The sequence below is a fragment of the Thiorhodovibrio winogradskyi genome (assembly GCF_036208045.1).
GTDB classification, from domain to species: domain Bacteria; phylum Pseudomonadota; class Gammaproteobacteria; order Chromatiales; family Chromatiaceae; genus Thiorhodovibrio; species Thiorhodovibrio winogradskyi.
In genome coordinates, this window is the sequence record NZ_CP121472.1 from 550,041 (window position 1) to 570,039 (window position 19,999).

General features: G+C 62.0%; 13 protein-coding genes and 1 tRNA gene. 10 read left to right on the forward strand and 4 right to left on the reverse strand.

Going from position 1 to position 19,999, the window contains the following annotated elements; genetic code table 11:
• Positions 1-115: 115 nt before the first annotated feature.
• The 7 genes from Thiowin_RS02655 (at position 116) to secF (ending at position 11,281) form a co-directional block, all read left to right on the forward strand.
• Entirely contained in the window at positions 116-4,780 is a 4,665-nt protein-coding gene (locus Thiowin_RS02655; RefSeq protein ID WP_328986199.1) for a hypothetical protein, read from the forward strand.
• Between the two features lie 169 nt (positions 4,781-4,949).
• Positions 4,950-5,657 carry a 7-cyano-7-deazaguanine synthase QueC gene (gene queC, locus Thiowin_RS02660; protein ID WP_408034259.1) on the forward strand — a complete coding sequence of 236 codons (708 nt, stop codon included), beginning with the start codon at positions 4,950-4,952 and terminating at the stop codon, positions 5,655-5,657.
• 144 nt (positions 5,658-5,801) lie between these two features.
• Positions 5,802-6,953: a 6-pyruvoyl trahydropterin synthase family protein gene (locus tag Thiowin_RS02665; RefSeq protein WP_328986201.1), complete on the forward strand. Its 1,152-nt coding sequence runs from the start codon at positions 5,802-5,804 to the stop codon at positions 6,951-6,953.
• 58 nt (positions 6,954-7,011) lie between these two features.
• A complete protein-coding gene (queE, locus tag Thiowin_RS02670; RefSeq protein WP_328986202.1) occupies positions 7,012-7,662 on the forward strand; it encodes a 7-carboxy-7-deazaguanine synthase in 651 nt (216 codons plus the stop codon).
• A 278-nt stretch (positions 7,663-7,940) separates the two neighbouring features.
• Positions 7,941-8,273, forward strand: a complete 333-nt coding sequence (gene yajC, locus Thiowin_RS02675) for a preprotein translocase subunit YajC (RefSeq protein WP_328986203.1) — start codon at positions 7,941-7,943, stop codon at positions 8,271-8,273.
• Positions 8,274-8,411: 138 nt separating this feature from the next.
• Positions 8,412-10,268 (forward strand): protein translocase subunit SecD, encoded by a 1,857-nt coding sequence (gene secD, locus Thiowin_RS02680; protein WP_328986204.1) that lies wholly within the window; start codon positions 8,412-8,414, stop codon positions 10,266-10,268.
• 65 nt (positions 10,269-10,333) lie between these two features.
• The gene (gene secF / locus Thiowin_RS02685; RefSeq protein WP_328986205.1) at positions 10,334-11,281 is read left to right on the forward strand and encodes a protein translocase subunit SecF; all 948 of its coding nucleotides are present in this window, start codon (positions 10,334-10,336) and stop codon (positions 11,279-11,281) included.
• A 27-nt stretch (positions 11,282-11,308) separates the two neighbouring features.
• On the opposite strand, the gene Thiowin_RS02690 is transcribed toward secF, so the two are convergent.
• Entirely contained in the window at positions 11,309-13,162 is a 1,854-nt protein-coding gene (locus tag Thiowin_RS02690) for an AAA family ATPase (protein ID WP_328986206.1), read from the reverse strand.
• A gap of 63 nt (positions 13,163-13,225) precedes the next feature.
• Positions 13,226-14,041, reverse strand: a complete 816-nt coding sequence (locus tag Thiowin_RS02695) for a PilZ domain-containing protein (RefSeq protein WP_328986207.1) — start codon at positions 14,039-14,041, stop codon at positions 13,226-13,228.
• A 269-nt stretch (positions 14,042-14,310) separates the two neighbouring features.
• Between Thiowin_RS02695 and Thiowin_RS02700 the strand changes: the two genes are divergently transcribed.
• From Thiowin_RS02700 to hisF, 3 genes are all read left to right on the forward strand, one after another.
• Positions 14,311-16,179, forward strand: a complete 1,869-nt coding sequence (locus tag Thiowin_RS02700) for a GspE/PulE family protein (RefSeq protein WP_328986208.1) — start codon at positions 14,311-14,313, stop codon at positions 16,177-16,179.
• 161 nt (positions 16,180-16,340) lie between these two features.
• The gene (gene lptF, locus Thiowin_RS02705; protein WP_328986209.1) at positions 16,341-17,456 is read left to right on the forward strand and encodes an LPS export ABC transporter permease LptF; all 1,116 of its coding nucleotides are present in this window, start codon (positions 16,341-16,343) and stop codon (positions 17,454-17,456) included.
• Positions 17,457-17,569: 113 nt separating this feature from the next.
• Positions 17,570-19,213, forward strand: coding sequence for an imidazole glycerol phosphate synthase subunit HisF (gene hisF / locus Thiowin_RS02710; protein WP_328986210.1), 1,644 nt, complete (start codon positions 17,570-17,572; stop codon positions 19,211-19,213).
• Between the two features lie 25 nt (positions 19,214-19,238).
• Here the strand turns inward: hisF and Thiowin_RS02715 are convergent, their stop codons facing one another.
• Positions 19,239-19,697 carry a PilZ domain-containing protein gene (locus Thiowin_RS02715; RefSeq protein WP_328986211.1) on the reverse strand — a complete coding sequence of 153 codons (459 nt, stop codon included), beginning with the start codon at positions 19,695-19,697 and terminating at the stop codon, positions 19,239-19,241.
• A 128-nt stretch (positions 19,698-19,825) separates the two neighbouring features.
• Positions 19,826-19,902: transfer RNA gene (locus tag Thiowin_RS02720), tRNA-Met, on the reverse strand.
• Positions 19,903-19,999: the final 97 nt, after the last annotated feature.

Sequence of the window (19,999 nt, forward strand, 5' to 3'; positions counted from 1 at the left end):
TGGCAAGCGCGGGGGATTCGGGCGGTATTGGCCGTTGAAGCTGGGTGCTGCCCAGTATAGTCTCGCACTTTGTCCCTGGTCGTGGACCTGGCAACGAATCAAAGAGGGCGCTCGCATGAGCAAGCATGATGGTCGCCGTGAGTGGAGTACCTGGCCGAGGCTGCTGCTGCTTGGGTGGTTGGTGTCGACGCTGCAAGTGGTTCCAGCGCTTGCGGCCGAGCAGCAGGATGGCCTTGCCATCCCCCCGGCACTCACCCCTTGGGCGCCCTGGGTGCTGCGCGATGCCGAGTGGCGTGACTGTCCCCTGGCGCCGGCATCTTCCGCTAAATCGGCGCTAGGAAGCCAGGGGCGACTGTGTCTCTGGCCGGGTACTTTGCGGCTGGAGGCGGATGCCGAGGGTGGGCGTTTCACCCAGGATTGGCGGCTCTATGCCCCCGGTTGGGTGCCACTGCCAGGCGATGAGCAAGCCTGGCCGCAGCAAGTGCGGGTCAATGGTGAGCCGCGTCCGGTGCTGGCGCGCGAGGGACGCCCCGCTGTGTTTCTGCCGCCCGGTGACTATGCGCTCGCCGGGACTTTCCTCTGGTCGCGGTTGCCCGACGGGCTGCAGTTGCCGGAGGTTCGCGCGCAGGTGCGGCTGCGCTCTGGGCTGGTGGACACCGCCGCGCCGCGCATCGATGCCGCCGGGCGGCTGTGGCTGGGCGCGGCGCCTGATGTCGCCAAGGATGTGGTGACCGATGCCACGCCCGACGAGGGGAGTGGACCGGCGGACAGCGCCGCCACGCGCGCCGACACCCTGGCGCTGGATGTGACCCGCCTGCTGGCCGATGGCGTGCCGGTGCGCCTGACCACCCGGCTGGATTTGGAGGTATCGGGCCGACCGCGCGAGTTGCGGCTGGACGGCGTCGTGCTGCCAGGTGCCTTGCCGCTGCGCGTCGACAGCCCGCTGCCGGCGCATCTTGACCGGCGCGGACGGCTGCAATTGCAGCTGCGACCGGGGCGTTGGGTGGTGCAGGTCGAGGCGAGGTATCCGGGACAACCGACGCGGTTCGACTTGCCTGTTGCCGAGGCGCCCTGGCCTGAACGCGAAGTCTGGGCGTTTCGCGCAGATTCGCCGCTGCGTCAGGTCGAGGTCGGCGGTGTGCCGGCGGTGGATGCGCGCCAGACGCGCCTGCCCGCCGACTGGCAGAGCCTACCCGCTTATGGCTTGGAGGCTGGAGATGCGCTGGTCCTGCAACCCCTGCCAGCGGTGCGCGCCGGGCGCGAGCGGCTGCGCCTGCGGCGCGATCTGTGGCTGGATTTCAGTGGTCGCGGCTACAGTGTGCGCGACCGCATCGAGGGTGAACTGGCCGGCCTGAGTCGTTTGGATGCCCGGGCGCCGCTGCGCTTGGGGCAAGTGCGCGTGGATGACGCGCCGCGTCTGATCACCCGGCTGCCGGGCACGGACGAGGCCGCGGGACCGGAGAAGCTTGAGGGAGACTCCGATGGCCACGCCGAAACAGACGATCGAGCAAGCCCGGAAGCAACCAGCCAGGCGCCCACTGGCATCGAAGTGCGCGGCGAGCGCCTGTCCCTGGTGGCCGATGGTCGGCTGGAGGCGTTGCGCACGCGCTTGCCCGCATCCGGTTGGACGGTGCCTTTCGAGCGCATTCAGACCAGTCTTTATCTGCCCCCGGGTTGGGATCTGCTCGCGGTCACTGGCGTCGATAATCTGCCCCAGACCTGGCTGGCGCGTTGGTCGCTGCTGGACTTGTTTTTGGTGCTCATTGCCGCGCTCGCCTGCGCTCGCCTGTGGGGCTGGCGCTGGGGACTGCTGGCGCTGGTCACCCTGACACTGATCTGGCAGGAAGCGGAGGCGCCGCGCGCGGTCTGGCTGCATCTGCTGGGCGCCGCCGCGCTGCTGCGGGTCTTGCCCTTGGATGCGGAGCAGCAGGCCCCGCGGCGTGCACGCGCCTTGGTGCAATGGTACTTCCGCGCCTCTCTGCTGGTGCTGGTCCTGATCGCGCTGCCCTTTTTGCTGCAGCAGATGCGCGACGGGCTTTATCCGCAATTGAGCATTGAGCCGGGCAGCCGGCTGGGCGCGGGCGCGGTTGTGGCGAATCAGGTCATGGACGAAAGGGCGGAGCTGGCGCCCGCTCAATCGGCGCTCCCCCTGCCAGAGGCCGAGGGTTATCTCAGTCGCTATGCGGATTCGTCCGCAAAGGCCAAATCCGCCGCGCCGGCATGGAACGCGCCACCCCCTGGCGCGGTCTTGCAAACCGGCGCCGGCGTGCCGGACTGGACCTGGAACGCCTTCCGGCTGGAATGCAAGGGTCCGGTGGCGCCCGATCATCAAATTCGTCTATGGCTGCGCCCGCCGCTGGTCGGGCTGCTGCTGGCCTGTCTGCAGTTGCTGCTATTGCCCCTGCTGGCACTGCGCCTGGCTGGTGGCTGGCCGGCGGTGGTCGATGCCGGACGGACTTGGCGTCAAGGGCTGCATCCGGGCCAGCCATCCCCGGGCCAATCATCCCCGAGTCGGTCCTCGCGGCAGCACGGATCCGCTTTGGGCGTTGTGGGCTTGATCGCCGTGCTTGGCCTCTCCGCCTGGCTGTTGCCCTCTCCAGTGCGGGCGGTGAGCGCGCCCGAGCCCGCGCCGGCCAAGGCGACGCAGCCAGCCCAATCGCAAGCCACCCCTCTCCCTGCGGTGCCCGCGTCCATTCCGCTGGCCGAGATGTCGCAAGCCGCCGTGAGCTTTCCGCCCCAGAACCTGCTCGACGCCCTGCGCGAGCATCTGCTCGCGGCGCCTGAGTGCTGGCCGGACTGCATGAGCCTGACTCGCCTGCATGTGCGGCTCAGCGACGGCCAATTGCGCCTGCGCCTGGAGGTCGCGGCTGGCGCCGCCGGGGCGCTGCCGCTGCCTGGCGGTGAGTCCACCTGGTCACCGCGGCAGCTGATGCTCGATGGTGTCGAGCTGCGGCAGGCGCGCCGCACCAAGGAGGGTCACCTGCTGGTGCCGGTGCCCGAGGGCGATCATCAACTGGACTTGTCCGGGCCGCTTCCCGCCACCGGGCGCATCGAACTGCCGCTGCCGCTGGCCCCGCGCCTGGTTACCACCGAGCTTGACCCGAATTGGCGACTCGAGGGTCGGCGTGCCAACGGTCAGGTCGGCTCGCAACTGCGGCTGGTGTCTGTGCCGGACACCAGCGCTGGTGTGGATGCTGACACGGATGCTGGCGCGGAAGTTGGCGCCGAGCCTGGCGTTAACGCGGGTGCGGATGCTGGAGTGAAACCGGACTTGGCCACCGAGGCTCCCGCGCCCTCGGCCTCTAGCGCACCCGCGCTGACCCCGCTGCTGCGCCTTGAACGCAGCCTGCATTTGGGACTCACCTGGGAACTGCGCTCGCGCGTGCAACGCCTGTCGCCGGCCGAGACCTCAATCAGCCTGTGGCTGCCCCTGTTGCCAGGGGAGGCCGTGACTAGCGCCGAGGCGCAGGTGGTGGATGATCGCTTGCTGCTATCCCTGGCACCCGGTCAGCGCCAGATGGAATGGGCGTCCCGACTGGCGCCCGCGGACATCCTGGCATTGCAGGCCAGCGGTGACCCGCGACTGGTCGAGACCTGGTGTCTGGGTGTCAGCCCTTTCTGGCATCTGGAGACCACCGGCATCGCTCCGGTTGGCCGCTGCGACCTGGGCGGCACGGCGGCGGGCGCGGCGGCTCCCGCCAGACTGTGGCGGCCCTGGCCCGGCGAGATACTGGCGCTGAATCTGGTCCGACCACTGGCAGTGGCTGGCCCGACACTGACGCTGGATCAGACGCGCTATCGGCTCGAGCCCGGACGGCGCGCGAGCGAAGCGCGGCTGAATCTAACAGTCCGCAGCAGCCAGGGCGGGCAGCACCAGATTCTGTTGCCAGACGGCGCCGAGCGGCTGGACGTGCGCATCAATGGCCAGGCACGCGGGCTGGCGCTCAAGGATCGACAGCTCGACTTGCCGCTGGTCCCCGGGGTGCAGCAGGTGGAGCTTGGATGGCATCAGCCGACCGGGCTCGCTCTGGGCTATCGCCCAGCATCGGTGGATCTGGGCCTTGGCAGTGTCAATGCCATCACCGAAGTTTCGCTCGGCGCCGACCGCTGGGTGCTCTGGACCCAGGGCGCCGGTGTCGGGCCGGCGGTGCTCTTCTGGAGCGTGCTCGCCGTACTGGCGCTGCTTGCCTGGGGGCTGGCGCGCTGGCGCCTCACACCCCTGCGCTGGCACGACTGGCTGCTGCTCGGTATCGGCCTCAGTCAGGCGGACATCTGGGTCAGCCTGCTGGTGGCCGGCTGGCTGCTGGCGCTTGGTTGGCGGCAGCGACTAGAACCCCAGCGACTGGAGACCATGCCAGCCTGGCGTTTCGATTTGGCGCAGATCGCCCTGGTCGGCTGGACCCTGCTGGCGTTACTGGGACTCCTGGCCGCCATCCAGCAGGGACTGCTCGGGTCACCGCGCATGCAGATTGCCGGCAATGGCTCCAACGCCGAGTTGCTGCGCTGGTACCTGGACCGTAGCGGCCCGGAACTGGGCGAGGTGCTGGTGGTCTCGGTGCCCATGCTGGCCTACCGGCTGCTGATGCTGGCCTGGGCACTGTGGCTGGCGCTGCGTTTGCTCGCCTGGCTGCGCTGGGGCTGGCAGGCGGTGTCCCAGCCGTTGCTGTGGCGGACGCTACCGCCGATCGGCGCGAGCGGCAAAACCCGGGCGCCAACCAAGTCCGAGCGCCATGGCGACAACCGTGTTGGGGCGGATGAGTCTCTCAGCTTGGATATTTGAGCAGAGTCCGCATTGGAATCAGCAATTCACAATTTCGTTTTCCAGCGCCCGGTTGTTGGCCCGGTGATACACCAGATGAAAGACCCAAATTTGGCATTGCCGCACTGGAATTGACCCGGTGGCGCAGCGCCAAGGCAGAGAGATTTCGACGAGCATAACGAGGTTGATGATGACTGATACTCCCCGTCCCGCCGTGGTGCTGCTGAGCGGCGGGCTGGACTCGGCCACGCTGCTGGCCATTGCCAAGGATCAGGGCTTCGCGCCCCATGCGCTGTCCTTTCGCTACGGGCAGCGGCATCTGATTGAGCTCCAGGCGGCGGCCCGGGTGGCCGAGGCGCTTGGAGCAGCGGAGCACCGCATTGTGGCGGTCGACCTGGCCAACTTTGGCGGTTCGGCGCTGACGGCAGACATGGAGGTACCCAAGCATCGCGATGTCGGCGAGATTGGCGCCGGCATTCCAACCACCTATGTGCCGGCGCGCAACACTGTGTTTCTATCCATGGCGCTGGCCTGGGCCGAAGTGCTGGGCGCGTCCGATCTTTTCATCGGCGTCAACGCGCTGGACTATTCGGGCTATCCCGACTGCCGACCTGAATTCATCGTCGCGTTCGAGCGCATGGCCAACCTGGCCACCCGTGCTGGTGTCGAGGGACGCGAGCGCCTGCGACTGCACACCCCGCTGATTGAACTGACCAAGGCCCAGATCATTCGCAGCGGTCTGGCGCTTGGGGTGGACTATGGGCTGACCTTCAGTTGTTACGACCCAACCGCCAACGGCCAGCCCTGCGGTGGCTGCGATGCCTGCTTGCTGCGGGCCAAGGGATTTGCCGAGGCGGGGGTGGATGACCCTGTAGCAGCGAAGGTATTCGTCCACTAGAGGCGAGTTTCTGCTCAACGCTCCTCCAGCTGGCCCGTTGCGCGCTCGCAAGGCGAAACCGGCTGCGCTATGCGATCCTGTGCGCTTCGCCTCGCCTCGCCTGCCGTTACGTCGCAGGCACTGACTGTCAGCCGGGCCGCCACCATGGATACATTGCTTTTCACCGCCGCCGAGACCTTTCATGCCGCGCGTCGACTCGCCAGCCTGCCGACGGGGCATCGCGCGACCGGGGTGCACGGGCATGGTTTTGGCGTCAAGGTCCATGCCGATCTGACCGCTCGCCGCGATGCGCGGGCGGGAACCGAAACGCGTGCCCTGGGCGATGCGCTGCGACAGGCCAGCGCGGCGCTGGATTATCAGGATCTGAACCTGCTGATCGCGGAGCCCGGCGATCTGGGTATCGCCACCTGGCTGGGCGAGCGCCTGGCCGAGTCCCTGCGCCCGGGCCGACTTGGTGCCCTGGGTTTGAGCAGCACTGCCTGGCAGGGGGTGACCAGTATTGCGGGAATGCGGCCACGCGGCTGGCGGCGCTATCGCTTCGAGGCCGCGCATCGGCTGCCGAATGTGCCTGAAGGACATCCCTGTGGGCGCATGCATGGGCATGGCTTCGAGGTGCTGCTGCATGCCGATCTCGCGCCGGATGATGTCACGGCTCTGTCTTGTTACGACCGCCTTGATGTGGCCTGGGCGCCACTGGCGGGCCAATTGCACCATGGCTGCCTGAATGCGCTGCCGGGGCTAGAGAATCCAACCAGCGAGCTGCTGTGCCTGTGGCTGTGGCAGCGCCTTGCGCCAGAACTGGCCGGGCTGCGTCAGGTGGTGGTGCGCGAAACGCGCACGGCGGGTTGCTGTTACGACGGGCAGGGCTTTCGCATCTGGAAGGACCTGTTGTTCGAGAGCGCGCTGCGTTTTGCCGAGCTGCCCGAGGCGGACCCATGGCATGGTCTGCACGGCCACAGTTATGGACTGCGTTTGATGCTCGGCGCGCCGCTGGATGAGGTGCTGGGTTGGACGGTCGATTTCGGCGATGTCAAAGCCCTCTTTAAACCCGTGTATGCGCGGCTTGACCACCATGATCTGAGCGCCTTGCCGGGGCTGGAGCACCCCGGAGTGGGCGAGCTGTTGCGCTGGATTGCCGGGCAGGTCGCAGGTGTGTTGCCTCAGCTTGATGGTCTGGAGCTGAACCCGACTCCGGGCCGCGGTGCTGTGTTGACTTTGTCCATGCCAGATTCCGCTCGTCTTGAGTCCAACCCGAGTGCCAGCCTGGACCTCGGTTTGGCGCTGCCATCGCTGTGATTCAGCACTGTGATTCAGCGCTGCGGTCAAGCAATCTGTCTAGTGATGTGTCTAGCCCATGGCATATAGCATTCACGAAATGTTCCATAGCCTGCAAGGCGAGGGCGCACGCAGTGGGCGCTCGGCGCTTTTCTGTCGCTTCGCCGGCTGCAATCTCTGGTCCGGGCGCGAGCAGGATCGCGCGCTAGCCATTTGTCGCTTCTGCGATACCGAATTTCGTGGCACTCATGGCCGCGGTGGGGGTGTCTTTGCCTCGGCTGCTGCCCTGGCTGATCATCTGCACAGCATTTGGCAGTCGGAAACAGGCGGGGATGGACGGCCTTACATTGTCTGCACCGGCGGGGAACCGCTGCTGCAACTCGACGGGCCCCTGATGGATGCCCTGCATGCCCGCGGCAGCGAAATCGCGGTCGAGACCAATGGAACCATCGAACCGCCAGCCGGGATTGATTGGCTGTGCGTTAGCCCGAAAGCAGGAGCGCCCTTGGTGGTGACGCGCGGCGATGAGCTCAAGCTAGTATTTCCGCAGCCTGGACTGACGCCCGAGGTATTGGATGCGTTCGCGCGGCTTGAATTTCATGAGTTTTTCTTGCAACCCTGCGATGGACCTGAACGCGCGGCCAACATCACGGCAGCCTTGACCTACTGCAAGGCTCACCCGCGCTGGCGGCTGAGCCTGCAGTTGCACAAGCTGCTGGGGATTCGTTAAAGCGCGGGATCCCAGTATTCCCGAACGAGGAGCTCCCGATGCTTCACTTTCAACAGCCTGCACAGAGCCGAGGACCGGAGGGGGAGGCATTGGTAGGGTCGAGTTCCAGGCAGCGGTCGAAGATGCTGGTGACTTGATCGGTCGCTCAATCCGATGCGCACATGCCGGTTTGGCTTTGGCGTCAGGCGGGCTTGGGGTCTGCCGGGAGTCCAGGAACCTGTGGTATAGTCGCGGGCTGATTTTTACTGACTGGCGCGCCGCGCCGGGGAGCGATGAACATGAGCTTTTTTATTTCCGATGCCATGGCCCAGGTCGAGGGCGGGGCAGGTCCGGCTGATCCCTTTCTTGGGCTGCTGTTTCCCATTGGTCTGATCATCATTCTCTACTTTCTGATGATCCGTCCTCAGATTAAACGCCAAAAGGAGCACAAGGCGCTGGTCGATGGGCTGAGCAAGGGAGATGAAGTGGTTACCATGGGCGGTGTTGCTGGCCGTATTGTTGATATCGGGGACAACTTTGCCCAGTTGGAGGTGGCTGATGGTGTCACCATCAAAATTCGCCGCCCCTCGGTCGAGGCCGTGCTGCCGAAAGGTTCGTTAAAAGAACTCTAGCGATAAAGCACTCTCGCCAAAAGCAAGTCCTGCCGAAGCGTCAGCAAGCGAGCCCGGCTGCGCAAGTGGCGGTGGCTGGCCTGTCCTGTTTCGCCTCCTTTTCGACAAATGACCGACTGAATCTGCGCTGAGTCTGCGATGAATCATTATCCACTGTGGAAAAACCTGCTGATTCTGGGCGTGGTCCTGGTCGGGGTGGTGCTTGCGCTGCCCAATTTGTTCTCCCAGGATCCCTCGATTGAAATCACCGCCGAGCGGGGCGCCGAGATCAATGATGGCAGCATCGCCGAGATTCGCGCGGTGTTTGAAAATGCCGATGTCACGGTCAAGGATATCGAGTCCTTGGAGGGAGATCGCCTGCTCGCGCGTTTTCGCACATCGGGTGAGCAGTTGCGCGCGCTGGAGGTGATGCAGGCGACTCTGGCGGACCGCTACCGCAGTGCCCTGACGCTTTCGCCCGATCTGCCAGGATGGTTGGATGCCATGGGCTTGCAGCCAATGTTCCTGGGCCTGGATCTGCGCGGTGGCATCCATGTGCTGATTGATGTGGATATGGACGCTGCCGTGGCCCAAGCGCTGGAGCGCTATACCGGCGATATTCGCTCGGAGTTGCGCAAGGCGAAGATTCGCTATCTGACGGTGTTGCGCGAGGGCGAGCGGGTGGAGGTGCGCTTCAAGGATGAGGCCACCCGCGATGAAGCAGCCCAAAGGATCCGGCGCGAATTTTCCAATCTCGCGGTTGAAACTTCCACGCGCGATGGGGATTTTTATCTGACTGGCAGTTTGCCACCGGCGCAGCGCGAGGAGGTGAAGCGCTTCGCGCTGCAGCAGAACATTACAACCCTGCGCAATCGCGTCAATGCCCTGGGTGTTGCCGAACCCATTATTCAACGCCAGGGCGAACGGCGTATTGTGGTCCAGCTGCCCGGGGCACAGGATCCCGGTCGGTTAAAGGATTTGTTGGGCGCCACCGCGACCCTGGAGTACCGCCTGGTTGACACGGAAAATAGCGTGCAGGATGCACTCGAGGGTCGGGTGCCAGTGGGGGCGGCTCTTTATCGTGAACGCAACGGTCAACCCATACTGCTCAAGCGTCGGGTGATTGTGACCGGCGATCAAATCACCGACGCCTCGGCCGGATTTGATCAGCAGTCGGGCTCGCCGGCGGTCTTTGTCAGCCTGGATGGACCCGGCGCGCGGCGCATGCGCAATGTCACCACCGAGAACGTCGGCAAACCCATGGCAGTGGTCTTTATCGACAGTCGCGCCGTCACCCGCATGGTCGATGGCGAGCCGGTGAAGGCGCGCGAGCGCACCGAAGAGGTCATTAGTGTCGCCAATATTCTGGAGCCTTTCGGGCGTCGCTTTCAGACCACCGGGCTCGACAGCAGCGACGAGGCGGCTAATCTGGCCTTGTTGCTGCGTGCTGGCGCCCTGGCCGCGCCAATCGAAATCATCGAGGAGCGCACCGTGGGCCCGAGTCTGGGACAGGACAACATCGATCAGGGTTTCCTGTCGGTGGTGATTGGCCTGATGGCGGTGGTGATTTTCATGGCGGTCTATTATCGCCTCTTTGGTCTGGTGGCGGATCTGGTGCTGGTGATCAATCTGGTGATGATCGTCGCGGTGCTGTCGCTGTTGCAGGCGACGCTAACCTTGCCGGGCATTGCCGGCATTGTGCTGACCGTGGGCATGGCGGTGGATGCGAATGTGCTGATTTTCGAGCGTATCCGCGAGGAGATTCGCAATGGCAACTCGCCCCAGGCAAGTATCCATGCGGGCTACGACAAGGCGCTCTCAACCATTGTCGATGCCAATGTCACCACATTGATTGCCGCCGTGGTGTTGTTCAGCTTTGGCACTGGTCCCATCAAGGGCTTCGCGGTCACGCTCTTCATTGGCATTATCACCTCCATGTTCACGGCCATTCTGGGCTCGCGCGCGCTGATCAATCTGATCTATGGCGGGCGGCGGGTGAAAACCCTGGCGATCTGAGCTTGCCTTGATTCCAGGGCTTTTGTGATAGGACCTTTCCCGAATCTGCACCGGCGGAGAACAGCATGGCGCATGCCCAATTGATTAAAGAACTCAATATTGACTTCATCGGCAAGCGCCGCATCGCGGTGGCCATTTCCGCTGTGCTGATGGCGCTGTTTTTGCTGGCAATACTCGTGCGCGGATTCAATTTTGGCCTGGATTTCACTGGCGGCACTGTCATTGAGGTGGGCTATGAGCAGCCGGCGGAGCTGGCGGCCGTGACCCAGGCCTTGGCCGATGAAGGCTTCAAGGATGCCGTGGTGCAGTATTTTGGCTCGCGTCAGGACGTGCTCATCCGGCTGGCGCCGCGTGATGATGAAGAGGTCAATGCTGAACTCAGCGATCAGATTTTCCAGGCGCTGAGCGCCCAGGCCGATGGCGCGGTGGAGTTACGGCGGGTGGAGTTTGTCGGGCCGCAGGTGGGCGAGGAATTGCGCGAGCAGGGCGGGCTGGCCGTGCTCTTCTCGCTGATCGGCATCCTGATCTATGTCGCGCTGCGCTTTGAGTGGCGTTTTGCCGCCGGTGCCGTGGTCGCCATCATCCATGATGTGCTCTTCACCATTGGGATTTTCTCCGTGTTCGCGATTCCTTTTGACTTGACCGTACTGGCGGCCGTGCTGGCGGTCATCGGCTACTCCCTCAATGACACCATTGTCATTTTCGACCGGATGCGTGAAAACTTCCGCAAGATGCGCAAGGGAACAGTGATCGAAATCACCAACCGCTCGATTAACCAGACGCTCTCGCGCACCATCGTGACCTCGGGCACCACGCTGCTGGTGTTGCTGGCGCTCTACTTTCTTGGCGGCGCCGCCATCAGCGGTTTTTCACTGGCGCTCATTATCGGAGTGCTGGTGGGGACCTACTCGACGATTTACGTGGCGACCGCCATGGTGATCTGGCTCGGCATCAGCCGCGTCGATCTCTTGCCAACGGTGAAGGAAGGGGAAGTGCTCGACGACCGGCCCTGAGTTTTGCCTGGCGTGATAGTGGCGCCTTTAACGCCGCGCATCTTTTTGTACATCGCCAATGGCGCGGATCCAGTATCCCTGGGACACTACTTCGATTGGCAAACTGGATAATCCGGTCATGGCGCTCTCCATATCCGGATAACTGCCATGGACCGCGATCACGAGCGGGCCGTTGGGGAGAATGTGCGCGCCCTTGATCTCATGGGTGCGCAGGTACTCTTCGACAGCGGCGAACCTCTTTAGCGCAATCAACTGAATGGTCAGGTGCTCTGGGTTTTGTTCCGAGAGCCACACAAGGTCGTCGCGGGTTTGGGCCTTGTGATATTCCTCTGGCTGATCTTCTTCTGGCTGATCTTCTTTATGAGTTGTCGCCGCTTGCTCCCTTGGTTCTTGCGGTTCAGTCGGGGCTAGTGCTTGACTTGGATTGGTTTTCTGGTCCTGATCATCCTCCGTCTGTTGTGATGTTCCATCTCGAGACTGAGGGGGCGGCGGTTCTTTCAGGGTTCTTGTTGGCAAGGGTGCTTGGTTGTTAGGCTGGGTTCCTGGTTCCTGAGCGGAAAGGGTCAGTTCACCAGCGGCGTCAACTCGCGGATCCTGCGCGGTGTCGGCGTCCGTGTCGCTTGCCGCATCTGTTGCTTGCTGGTTATTGAGCCCCTCAGCAGGGATCGAAACCTCGGCCGTGCTTTCTTGCCCCGCGCTCTGGTTTGCGTCCTGATGCTTAGGTGGTGTTGCCTGCAATCGCAAGGGCGAAGCATCTGGGTCAGTCTCGGGCAGTGTGAGCGCGATGCTCAGGATTGACACGGCAAGTCCGACACCGGCCGTTGTCGGCATGAACCAGGGTCGTTTCCACAAAGCCAAGCCGAGCTTTTGGCGCTTTGACTCCTGGCCGGTGTCCTCGGGATCTGATGATCGCGCACTCGGCTTGGGTTCACTGAACGGCTGATCTTCTGCTGAGCTCGCATCCGCTTCGTCGCTCGCGGGGATGTTCTCCTGAGTCTGGATGTTCTCCTGAGTCTGGAGTGGCGCGGGTTCCTCGCTGGTTTCAGCTTCGTCCTCGACCAGTGATTCCTCGACCGGATCATCGGCGTCCTCCGGCCGCGTTACACTGGTTTTGGACTTTTGCTCCAGTGCGTTGCAATAATCTCTAAGCCATTCCTCGGCCATTGCGTTGAGATCACCGGGTAGCCCGCGGCTGCGTTGGTACAGATTGGCGATGATCTCGGGCTTGAACAGCTTTCCCAGGCTGGCATTCCCGGCGACCGTAAGGCGGTGATGCAGGTAGGCAGCGGTTTGCTCCTGATTAAAAGGAGCCAGGCTGATGTGCCGCACCTGGCGATCATCTTCAGTATCCAGAATCCGCTGATAATTGCGACCGAGGACGGCATCTCCCATCAGTAGCAGGCGAGGTCCGATGGGACTGGCCGCGCTGACATCCCCGCCGAGCCTGAGCAACTGACGCAAAATTCCGGAACCTAGGAGATGGGCATCGTCGACAGCGATGAGCATGTCGATGCCGCGTTTGCCTCGTTCGATCAGCAAGTCGTTAAGTGACCGGGCGCGATCATCCTCTCCGCGGGAGGCCAGGTGCTTGCGAATGGTCACATCGACCGAGGCAAAGGTCGTATTGCCGCGACCGCGAAAGGCGACGATCTCGAAATATCTTGGCACGGAACCAAGCAGTCGCATGAGTTGGGTGCTACGGCCGGCACCGCTGTTGGCGCTCAGCAGCAATATGGCGCCGGGTTTTATCAGTGCGTTTAGCATGCGCTCGATCTGGGTATCAAGCAGCGTGTCCTTGTAAAGAAAGTCTTCCCGCGCACCTGGGGCGAAGGGTTGCGCGTGCAACTGCAGATGCTTGAGACACTCAGCGGTTAGCGTCATGACAATTTCAGGGCGTGATGGCCTGAGGGTAATAAAGTTTCGAAAAGGGAAAGCACGGCAGGGTTAAAACAAACCCAGTTCGTCCAGGGATGGCAGCGCCTCGGTGTCTTCTTCTCGCGCGGGCTGCGAGCTATTGTCTGTGAGTGCTGTCGTTTCCTGCGCAATTTCAGGGAAGCGCTCGCGCAACTCCTTACGCAACAGGGTAAGACCATCGGCTTGGTAGTCGAACACCGAAAAATGGGTTGCAAAGGCTCCCATGGTTCGAAAGATGACCCCTTTGACACGCGCCTTGGCTTGAACGGAAAAAATGTCCGGTTCTTCTGCTAAAACCACTGGGATCTTCAGGTGATGAACGGAATCATGTTCAAGTTTTTGCGATAGTGCAATACGCATTTGTTGCGGTGTGACATCTTCGGTCCAGCCTGTGAGGTTGCCGCCGTCGGCGAGGGCAAGCTTGATGCGCCTGTGCAGAGGAAAGCTCAAGCACTGAGGCATCCTGGGTTGTTCGCTGTACTGGATCTTGGTTTCGATTGCGAGCGGTGCGGCCAGATAATCGATCTGGGCCCGGAACATGGATTCAGCCGCGCCGATAAATTCATCGACAATCAGGCCAAGGCGAAAATCCTGGGTTCTCGTGTCGAGCACGCAGCTTGCGACTCGAGTCGCTGCCTCGGCCTGGACGTTCTTGCCATGGCGATGGTTGAACATAAACACCAGAACTCGCAGTGGCACGCCAACGCGCTGCGGTTTGTCGGCATGGATGCTGAGACCATTGTGGGAGATGTCCTCGGCCCATAGGAGCTCTGTATGCCCATCGGGAAAGAGGACGCCAGTTCTGAGTTTGCAGCGGAATCTGGGTTGTTGGCGTCGTTCGTCCATCGGCGGGTTCCCAGAAATGATCAGCAGTGACCGGCAGTGATCAGCAGTGACCAGTACTCATCAGGCGTGATCAGGCGTGATCAGAGGGCATGGGAGCGGGCAGGGATCGCTTCGGTTTCTGTATGATGACTCTTCTGCTTCTTTCTGTCACATATCAAGCAAGACTTCAATCGAAATGCGCAACCCTTTACTCAATGGTGGCCCAACATCTGTCCATGAGGGCTTGCGGTTGCTCGGCTTGCAAGAATCCCAAGTCATGCGGGTGCTCAATGAGTTCCAGTGATCGCTTCGGCCTGGAGGAGATTCCGGCCAATTCGACGCAGGTGCGGCCAGCACGGGCGCTCGCCTCCCGGCGCAAGCCAGACTTTGATGTCTCGGGTGGAAACCGTGTTCTTACATTGCGTGGCGTGCTGGACGATCTGGTGGCCGCTGGACTGGTCGCGCGCGCGCCTGCCGATGAGTTGCTGCGCCGCGCCCCGACCGAGGATGCACGCCAGCCTCATGTGCTTGAGACCATCGCCAAGGCTGAATTGGTCTCGGCTCGCCCACCGCATCGGGTGCTGGGAATCGAGGATCTGACCGCCTGGTTGGCGGAGCGTTGCGGCTTGCCCTATTTGCGTATTGATCCGCTGAAAGTAGACGTTGCCAGCATTGGCGAACTGGTCACAGCTGCCTATGCCAAATGGAACAGGATTCTGCCGGTGGCTTTGACCCCGCAAAAAGCGGTCTTTGCCACCTGCGAACCCTATTTGGACGAATGGGTGAGTGAGTTGCAGCAGGTGCTGAAGCGCCAGATCGAGCGGGTGGTGGCCAATCCGCGCGATATCGACCGCTATCGTCGGGAATTTTTCGGCGTGTCGCGATCCATGCGTGGCGCCCGTGCCGTTCACGACGGCGCAAGCCTTGGTCTGCAAAATCTCGAGGCTCTGGTCGAACTCGGCAAGGGCGGTTCCCTGGACGCATCGGATAGCCACATCGTTTACTTGGTCGACTGGCTGCTGCAATATGCCTTTGAACAGCGCGCCAGCGATATTCACTTGGAGCCGCGCCGCGACGCTGGCAACATCCGTTTTCGCATTGATGGGGTAATGCATTCGGTTTGTCAGATTCCACCTGTTGTGATGGCGGCTGTCACCAGTCGCATCAAGATTCTCGGGCGCATGGACGTGGCCGAGAAGCGCCGCCCGCAGGATGGCCGCATCAAGACCCGCACCACCGAGGGCTCCGAGGCGGAAATGCGCCTGTCGACCATGCCAACCGCCTTTGGCGAGAAGCTGGTGATTCGAATTTTTAACCCAGAGGCTTTGCAGCAGGACTTGGGTCTGCTCGGTTTCGAGGCGGAAGAAGCCGCCGCCTGGAGCGAGATGACCAGCCAGGCGCATGGCATTATCCTGGTCACTGGACCAACAGGGTCGGGTAAAACAACCACCCTTTACTCGACGCTGAGTAGACTGGCAACGCCGGATGTCAATATCTGCACTGTCGAGGATCCGATTGAAAATCTTGTCCCGGCGCTCAACCAAATGCAGGTCAATCACGGCATTGGTCTCGATTTCGCCAGCGGCGTGCGCACCCTCTTGCGTCAAGACCCAGACATCATCATGGTGGGCGAGATTCGCGATCTCGAAACCGCAGAGATGGCGGTGCAGGCTGCTCTGACCGGTCATCTGGTGCTCTCTACCCTGCACACCAACGATGCTCCCTCGGCCATCACCCGGTTGCTCGATCTGGGCGTGCCGCACTACCTGATCAATGCCACCCTGATCGGCGTGCTGGCGCAGCGCCTGGTGCGTACCCTGTGCCCGCATTGCAAAGCGACCGTGGCGGCGGATGCGGATCTGTGGGCATCGCTTGTAACTCCCTGGCAACTTCCAGTGCCTGCGCGCATTGCAAAGCCCGTGGGCTGCGTGGAGTGTCGGAACACCGGCTATTATGGCCGTGCCGGACTCTATGAGTTGCTACGCTTGACACCAGGGCTGCGCGAGTCGATGACCCGGGAGGTGGATGAGCCGCGGCTGCGCGCCCAGGCGCTCGAGCATGGCATGCGCCCGTTGCGCATCAGTGGCGCGCACAAAATCGCGGCGGGCTTGACCAGTTTTGATGAGGTCTTTCGCACCGCGCCCATGCGTTCGGGCTGATGTGACATCCCGCCGCACTTAGCCTAATCCAGACATTGCGCGCATCCGGGATGCATCCGGATCAATGGCGGAGCCTTGTGCTCGTGCTTGTCGGATGTGCCGGGGGATTTCACAATGCCGCTCCGCGACTGGCTGGGATTTTGTGAGGGTGACTCAAACCGATGCTGACGGTGATTGATCGATATGTGCTGCTGGAGGTGGCAAAAGTCTTTACCGCCATCATCCTGACCCTGCTGCTCATCACGGCGAGCATGTTTTTTCTGCGCAGCCTCGAGGAGGTCAATATTGGCGCCCTCGGCATTGACTTCGCCTTGGGCTACCTGAACTATCAATTGCAGCGTGACAGCGGCTATCTGATGCCACCGGCCTTTTTCCTGGCGGCGCTGGTGGCGCTCGGGCGCATGGCGCGCGACAGCGAGTTGATTGCATTGCAGGCCTGTGGTATCGGTCCAGTGCGGATGTATCGGGCGCTGCTGTATTTGGCGCTGCCGCTTGCTTTGTTCACAGCCTGGCTGGCCTTGGTGGTGCAGCCCGATGCCTCGGCGAAAATCCAGGAGATGCGCAAACAGCAGGGTGATCAGGCGACACAGATTGCCGGCTTGCAGCCGGGACGTTTTTACCAGCAGGCCGATGGCGATATTACCTTTTATGCCGCGCGCTTCGATGATGGCAAACGGCTGGACGGCGTGTTTCTCTATGACAGGCGCGGCAGCAGGACGCGCTTGGTGGTCTCTGACAAAGGCCGCTATCAGGAGACGAACGAGGGGAATGAACGCTATATTGTGTTGGAGCGAGGGCGGCGCTATGACGGTGCGCCTGGCTTGGCGGACTTTCGTATCGGGGAGTTTGATCGCTACCAATTGCAGCTAGAGGCGCCTGCCTCCGCGGCATTTGCGCGCAACAAGCGCTCGGCCCGCAAGAGCGTTGATTTGCTGGAATCGGATGATCCTGGTGATCGGGCAGAGCTCCTGCATCGCATCGCGAGCCCCTTGGCGATCTTTTCGCTTGCCCTGATTGCCATTCCGTTAACGGCCACATCGCCACGGCAAAGGGGCACCGGTCGCTTGATGTTGGTATTCGTGACCTATTTTGCCTTCTACAACATGCAGCGACTGGCCGAGAATTGGTTCGAGCTTGGTGTCACGCCGAGCTGGGTGGGTAGCCTGTGGTATCAACCCTTTCTGATTGTCCTGGTGTTTGCCATTCTTGCGCCCAGGTCGTTCTGGATTGAACGCGGGCAAGCATTGCGGCGGGTTCTTACAAAGCTTCGACCCTAGAGGTGAAAAATCAACAAGCACAGGCCCCCGGGTGCTTCCAAATTCTGTCCCTAGCCTGCAAACTTCCCGCTCCCAACTGTATTTCCCCATCTTAAGCTCAAAGATCCCCCCTCATGATTGCTTTGCTAGATTATGGTGCTGGCAATGTGCGCAGCCTGCGTAATGCCATTGCCGCACTTGGTTATCCTCTGTCCGATATTCATGCGCCGGAAGATATTCTGAGCGCGGAGCGGCTGATCTTTCCTGGTGTTGGCGCCTTTGGGCCCGCCATGGAGCGTCTGCGTGCGCTGGGTTACGAGGAGCCGCTGCGGGAGTATCTGCGCGCGGGGCGGCCTTTTCTAGGTATTTGCATTGGCTTGCAGTCGCTGTTCGAGGGGAGCGAGGAGTCGCCTGGCGTGCCGGGCCTTGGGGTGATTCCGGGCTTTGTCAGACGCTTCGATAATCGCGCTTTGTCAGTGCCGCACATGGGCTGGAACGCTCTGCGCTTGCAACGCGACTGCGAACTGCTCGAGGATGCGCAGGCGCGGCGTTTTTACTTTGTGCACTCCTACTTCGCCGAACCGGATGCGAGTAACCGCGACTGGATACTGGCGGAGACTGACTACGGGCGCCCGTTCATCAGCGCCGTGCAGCGCGGCGAGGTTGTCGCTGTGCAGTTCCATCCGGAAAAAAGCGGTGCGGCTGGACTTGAAGTGCTGCGGCGTTTCTTGGCCGGGCAATGCATTTTGGACCAGGCAGCGAATCTGTCGCGGGCAGCCGAGGGTGATGAGACCGATACCCAAAGTGGTTCGGAAATCGGGGGCGCAAAGGAGCCGACTGTCCTGGCGAAACGCATCATTGCCTGTCTGGACGTGCGCACCAATGACCAGGGCGATCTGGTCGTGACCAAGGGGGATCAGTACGACGTGCGCGAGCAGGGCGAGGTGCGCAATCTTGGCAAGCCGGTGGAGCTGGCCAAGCGCTACTACGATGAAGGCGCCGATGAGATCACCTTTCTCAACATCACCGCGTTCAGGGATTTTCCACTGTCCGATCAACCCATGCTCAAGGTGCTCAGGCGCGCCTCCGAGCAGATTTTTGTCCCCCTCACCATTGGCGGTGGCATCCGCGCTTTCACCGACAGCGACGGGCGGCATTACTCGGCACTGGGGGTGGCGACCGAGTATTTTCGCTCCGGAGCCGACAAGGTTTCGATCGGCTCGGAGGCGGTGCTCATTGCCGAGGCCTTCCATGCGCGCGGCGGGCAGGGCGATGGGACGAGCGCCATTGAGCAGATCGCGCGCGTTTATGGCAATCAGGCCGTGGTGATTTCGGTCGATCCGCGCCGGGTTTATGTCGACTCACCCGAGGCGAGCAGCCATCACTGCATCGAGACCGCCGAGCCCGGCCCCAATGGAGAGCGCTACTGCTGGTTTCAATGCACCATCAAGGGTGGGCGTGAAGGGCGGGATCTTGATGTGCTGCAACTGGTGCGGGCCTGCGAGCAGCTTGGCGCCGGAGAGATTCTGGTCAACTCCATCGACCGCGACGGCAGTGGCCGCGGCTTCGATCTCGAACTCCTGCGCATGGTCCGTGCCGGTGTGCGTATTCCGGTGATTGCTTCAAGCGGTGCCGGATGTCCCGAACACTTTAGCGCGCTCTTTGATGCGGTGGATGTTGAGGCCGCGCTGGCTGCCGGCATCTTTCACCGTCGGGAGGTGCCCATTGCCGCGGTCAAGGCCTGGCTTCAGGAGCGGGGCATGCTGGTTCGTGCCTAAACGGTGCGCGGGGGGCTCGCCGGATTTATGCGGGCATCTCACTTGGCGGGGCGGCAATATCCGGGCAAAGTTTCTCGCACCAGAGGCAGCCCCGCACCAGCGCCCGGACAATGGCATCCGAGGCATCGCCTTTATGAAAGCGGATGCCAATCTGCCAACGTTGTTCAACCGGTTCCGGATCGGCCCAGACCACGGTAGCGCGGCAGGAACACTCTTCAATCAAGCCTACTTTGGCGCAGCCGAAATGAATCAATAGTTGTTCGTTTGGCGCGTAAGGGCGGTCGGCCCAGATGCGTGCACCACTGGTGCTGGCATCCTGCACGATGGCGCTTTGCAGTCCGATCTCTGCAGTCTTTGTACAGGACGGGGCAGTGGAAGTGGTGCGGGGATCTTGACCCGCGGCTGCGTCAAGAGGCTCCAGTTTGATCAGACAATCGATCTGATGACGCGGACTGCAGCGGTGTTCTGCGGTGATCGATAACATCGGCGACTCTCGAGCATGTTACAGCCAAGTTATCCTTTGCCAGGTCATCTTATGATTGTGTGGTTTATAAAAAAACCGGCTTTGCGAGCCGGTTTTTTGATTCGGCCAAATGCCGAAAGATGCCTTGTTGGTAGCGGGGGCAGGATTTGAACCTACGACCTTCGGGTTATGAGCCCGACGAGCTGCCTGACTGCTCCACCCCGCAACTGAGCTGAGCATAATAACGCCTTTGTCATGAATTTGCAACTGGAAGTTTTGCGCGAACAGGAAAAAGTTCGTTGTTGGTGATAATTCGTCCTGAG

Bases quoted from the DNA above. Each gene is read 5' to 3' on its own strand.
- Thiowin_RS02655 (WP_328986199.1), top strand. From the start codon at position 116: ATGAGCAAGCATGATGGTCGCCGTGAGTGGAGTACCTGGCCGAGGCTG.
- queC (WP_408034259.1), top strand. From the start codon at position 4,950: ATGACTGATACTCCCCGTCCCGCCGTGGTGCTGCTGAGCGGCGGGCTG.
- Thiowin_RS02665 (WP_328986201.1), top strand. From the start codon at position 5,802: ATGGATACATTGCTTTTCACCGCCGCCGAGACCTTTCATGCCGCGCGT.
- queE (WP_328986202.1), top strand. From the start codon at position 7,012: ATGGCATATAGCATTCACGAAATGTTCCATAGCCTGCAAGGCGAGGGC.
- yajC (WP_328986203.1), top strand. From the start codon at position 7,941: ATGAGCTTTTTTATTTCCGATGCCATGGCCCAGGTCGAGGGCGGGGCA.
- secD (WP_328986204.1), top strand. From the start codon at position 8,412: ATGAATCATTATCCACTGTGGAAAAACCTGCTGATTCTGGGCGTGGTC.
- secF (WP_328986205.1), top strand. From the start codon at position 10,334: ATGGCGCATGCCCAATTGATTAAAGAACTCAATATTGACTTCATCGGC.
- Thiowin_RS02690 (WP_328986206.1), bottom strand. From the start codon at position 13,162: ATGACGCTAACCGCTGAGTGTCTCAAGCATCTGCAGTTGCACGCGCAA.
- Thiowin_RS02695 (WP_328986207.1), bottom strand. From the start codon at position 14,041: ATGGACGAACGACGCCAACAACCCAGATTCCGCTGCAAACTCAGAACT.
- Thiowin_RS02700 (WP_328986208.1), top strand. From the start codon at position 14,311: ATGAGTTCCAGTGATCGCTTCGGCCTGGAGGAGATTCCGGCCAATTCG.
- lptF (WP_328986209.1), top strand. From the start codon at position 16,341: ATGCTGACGGTGATTGATCGATATGTGCTGCTGGAGGTGGCAAAAGTC.
- hisF (WP_328986210.1), top strand. From the start codon at position 17,570: ATGATTGCTTTGCTAGATTATGGTGCTGGCAATGTGCGCAGCCTGCGT.
- Thiowin_RS02715 (WP_328986211.1), bottom strand. From the start codon at position 19,697: ATGTTATCGATCACCGCAGAACACCGCTGCAGTCCGCGTCATCAGATC.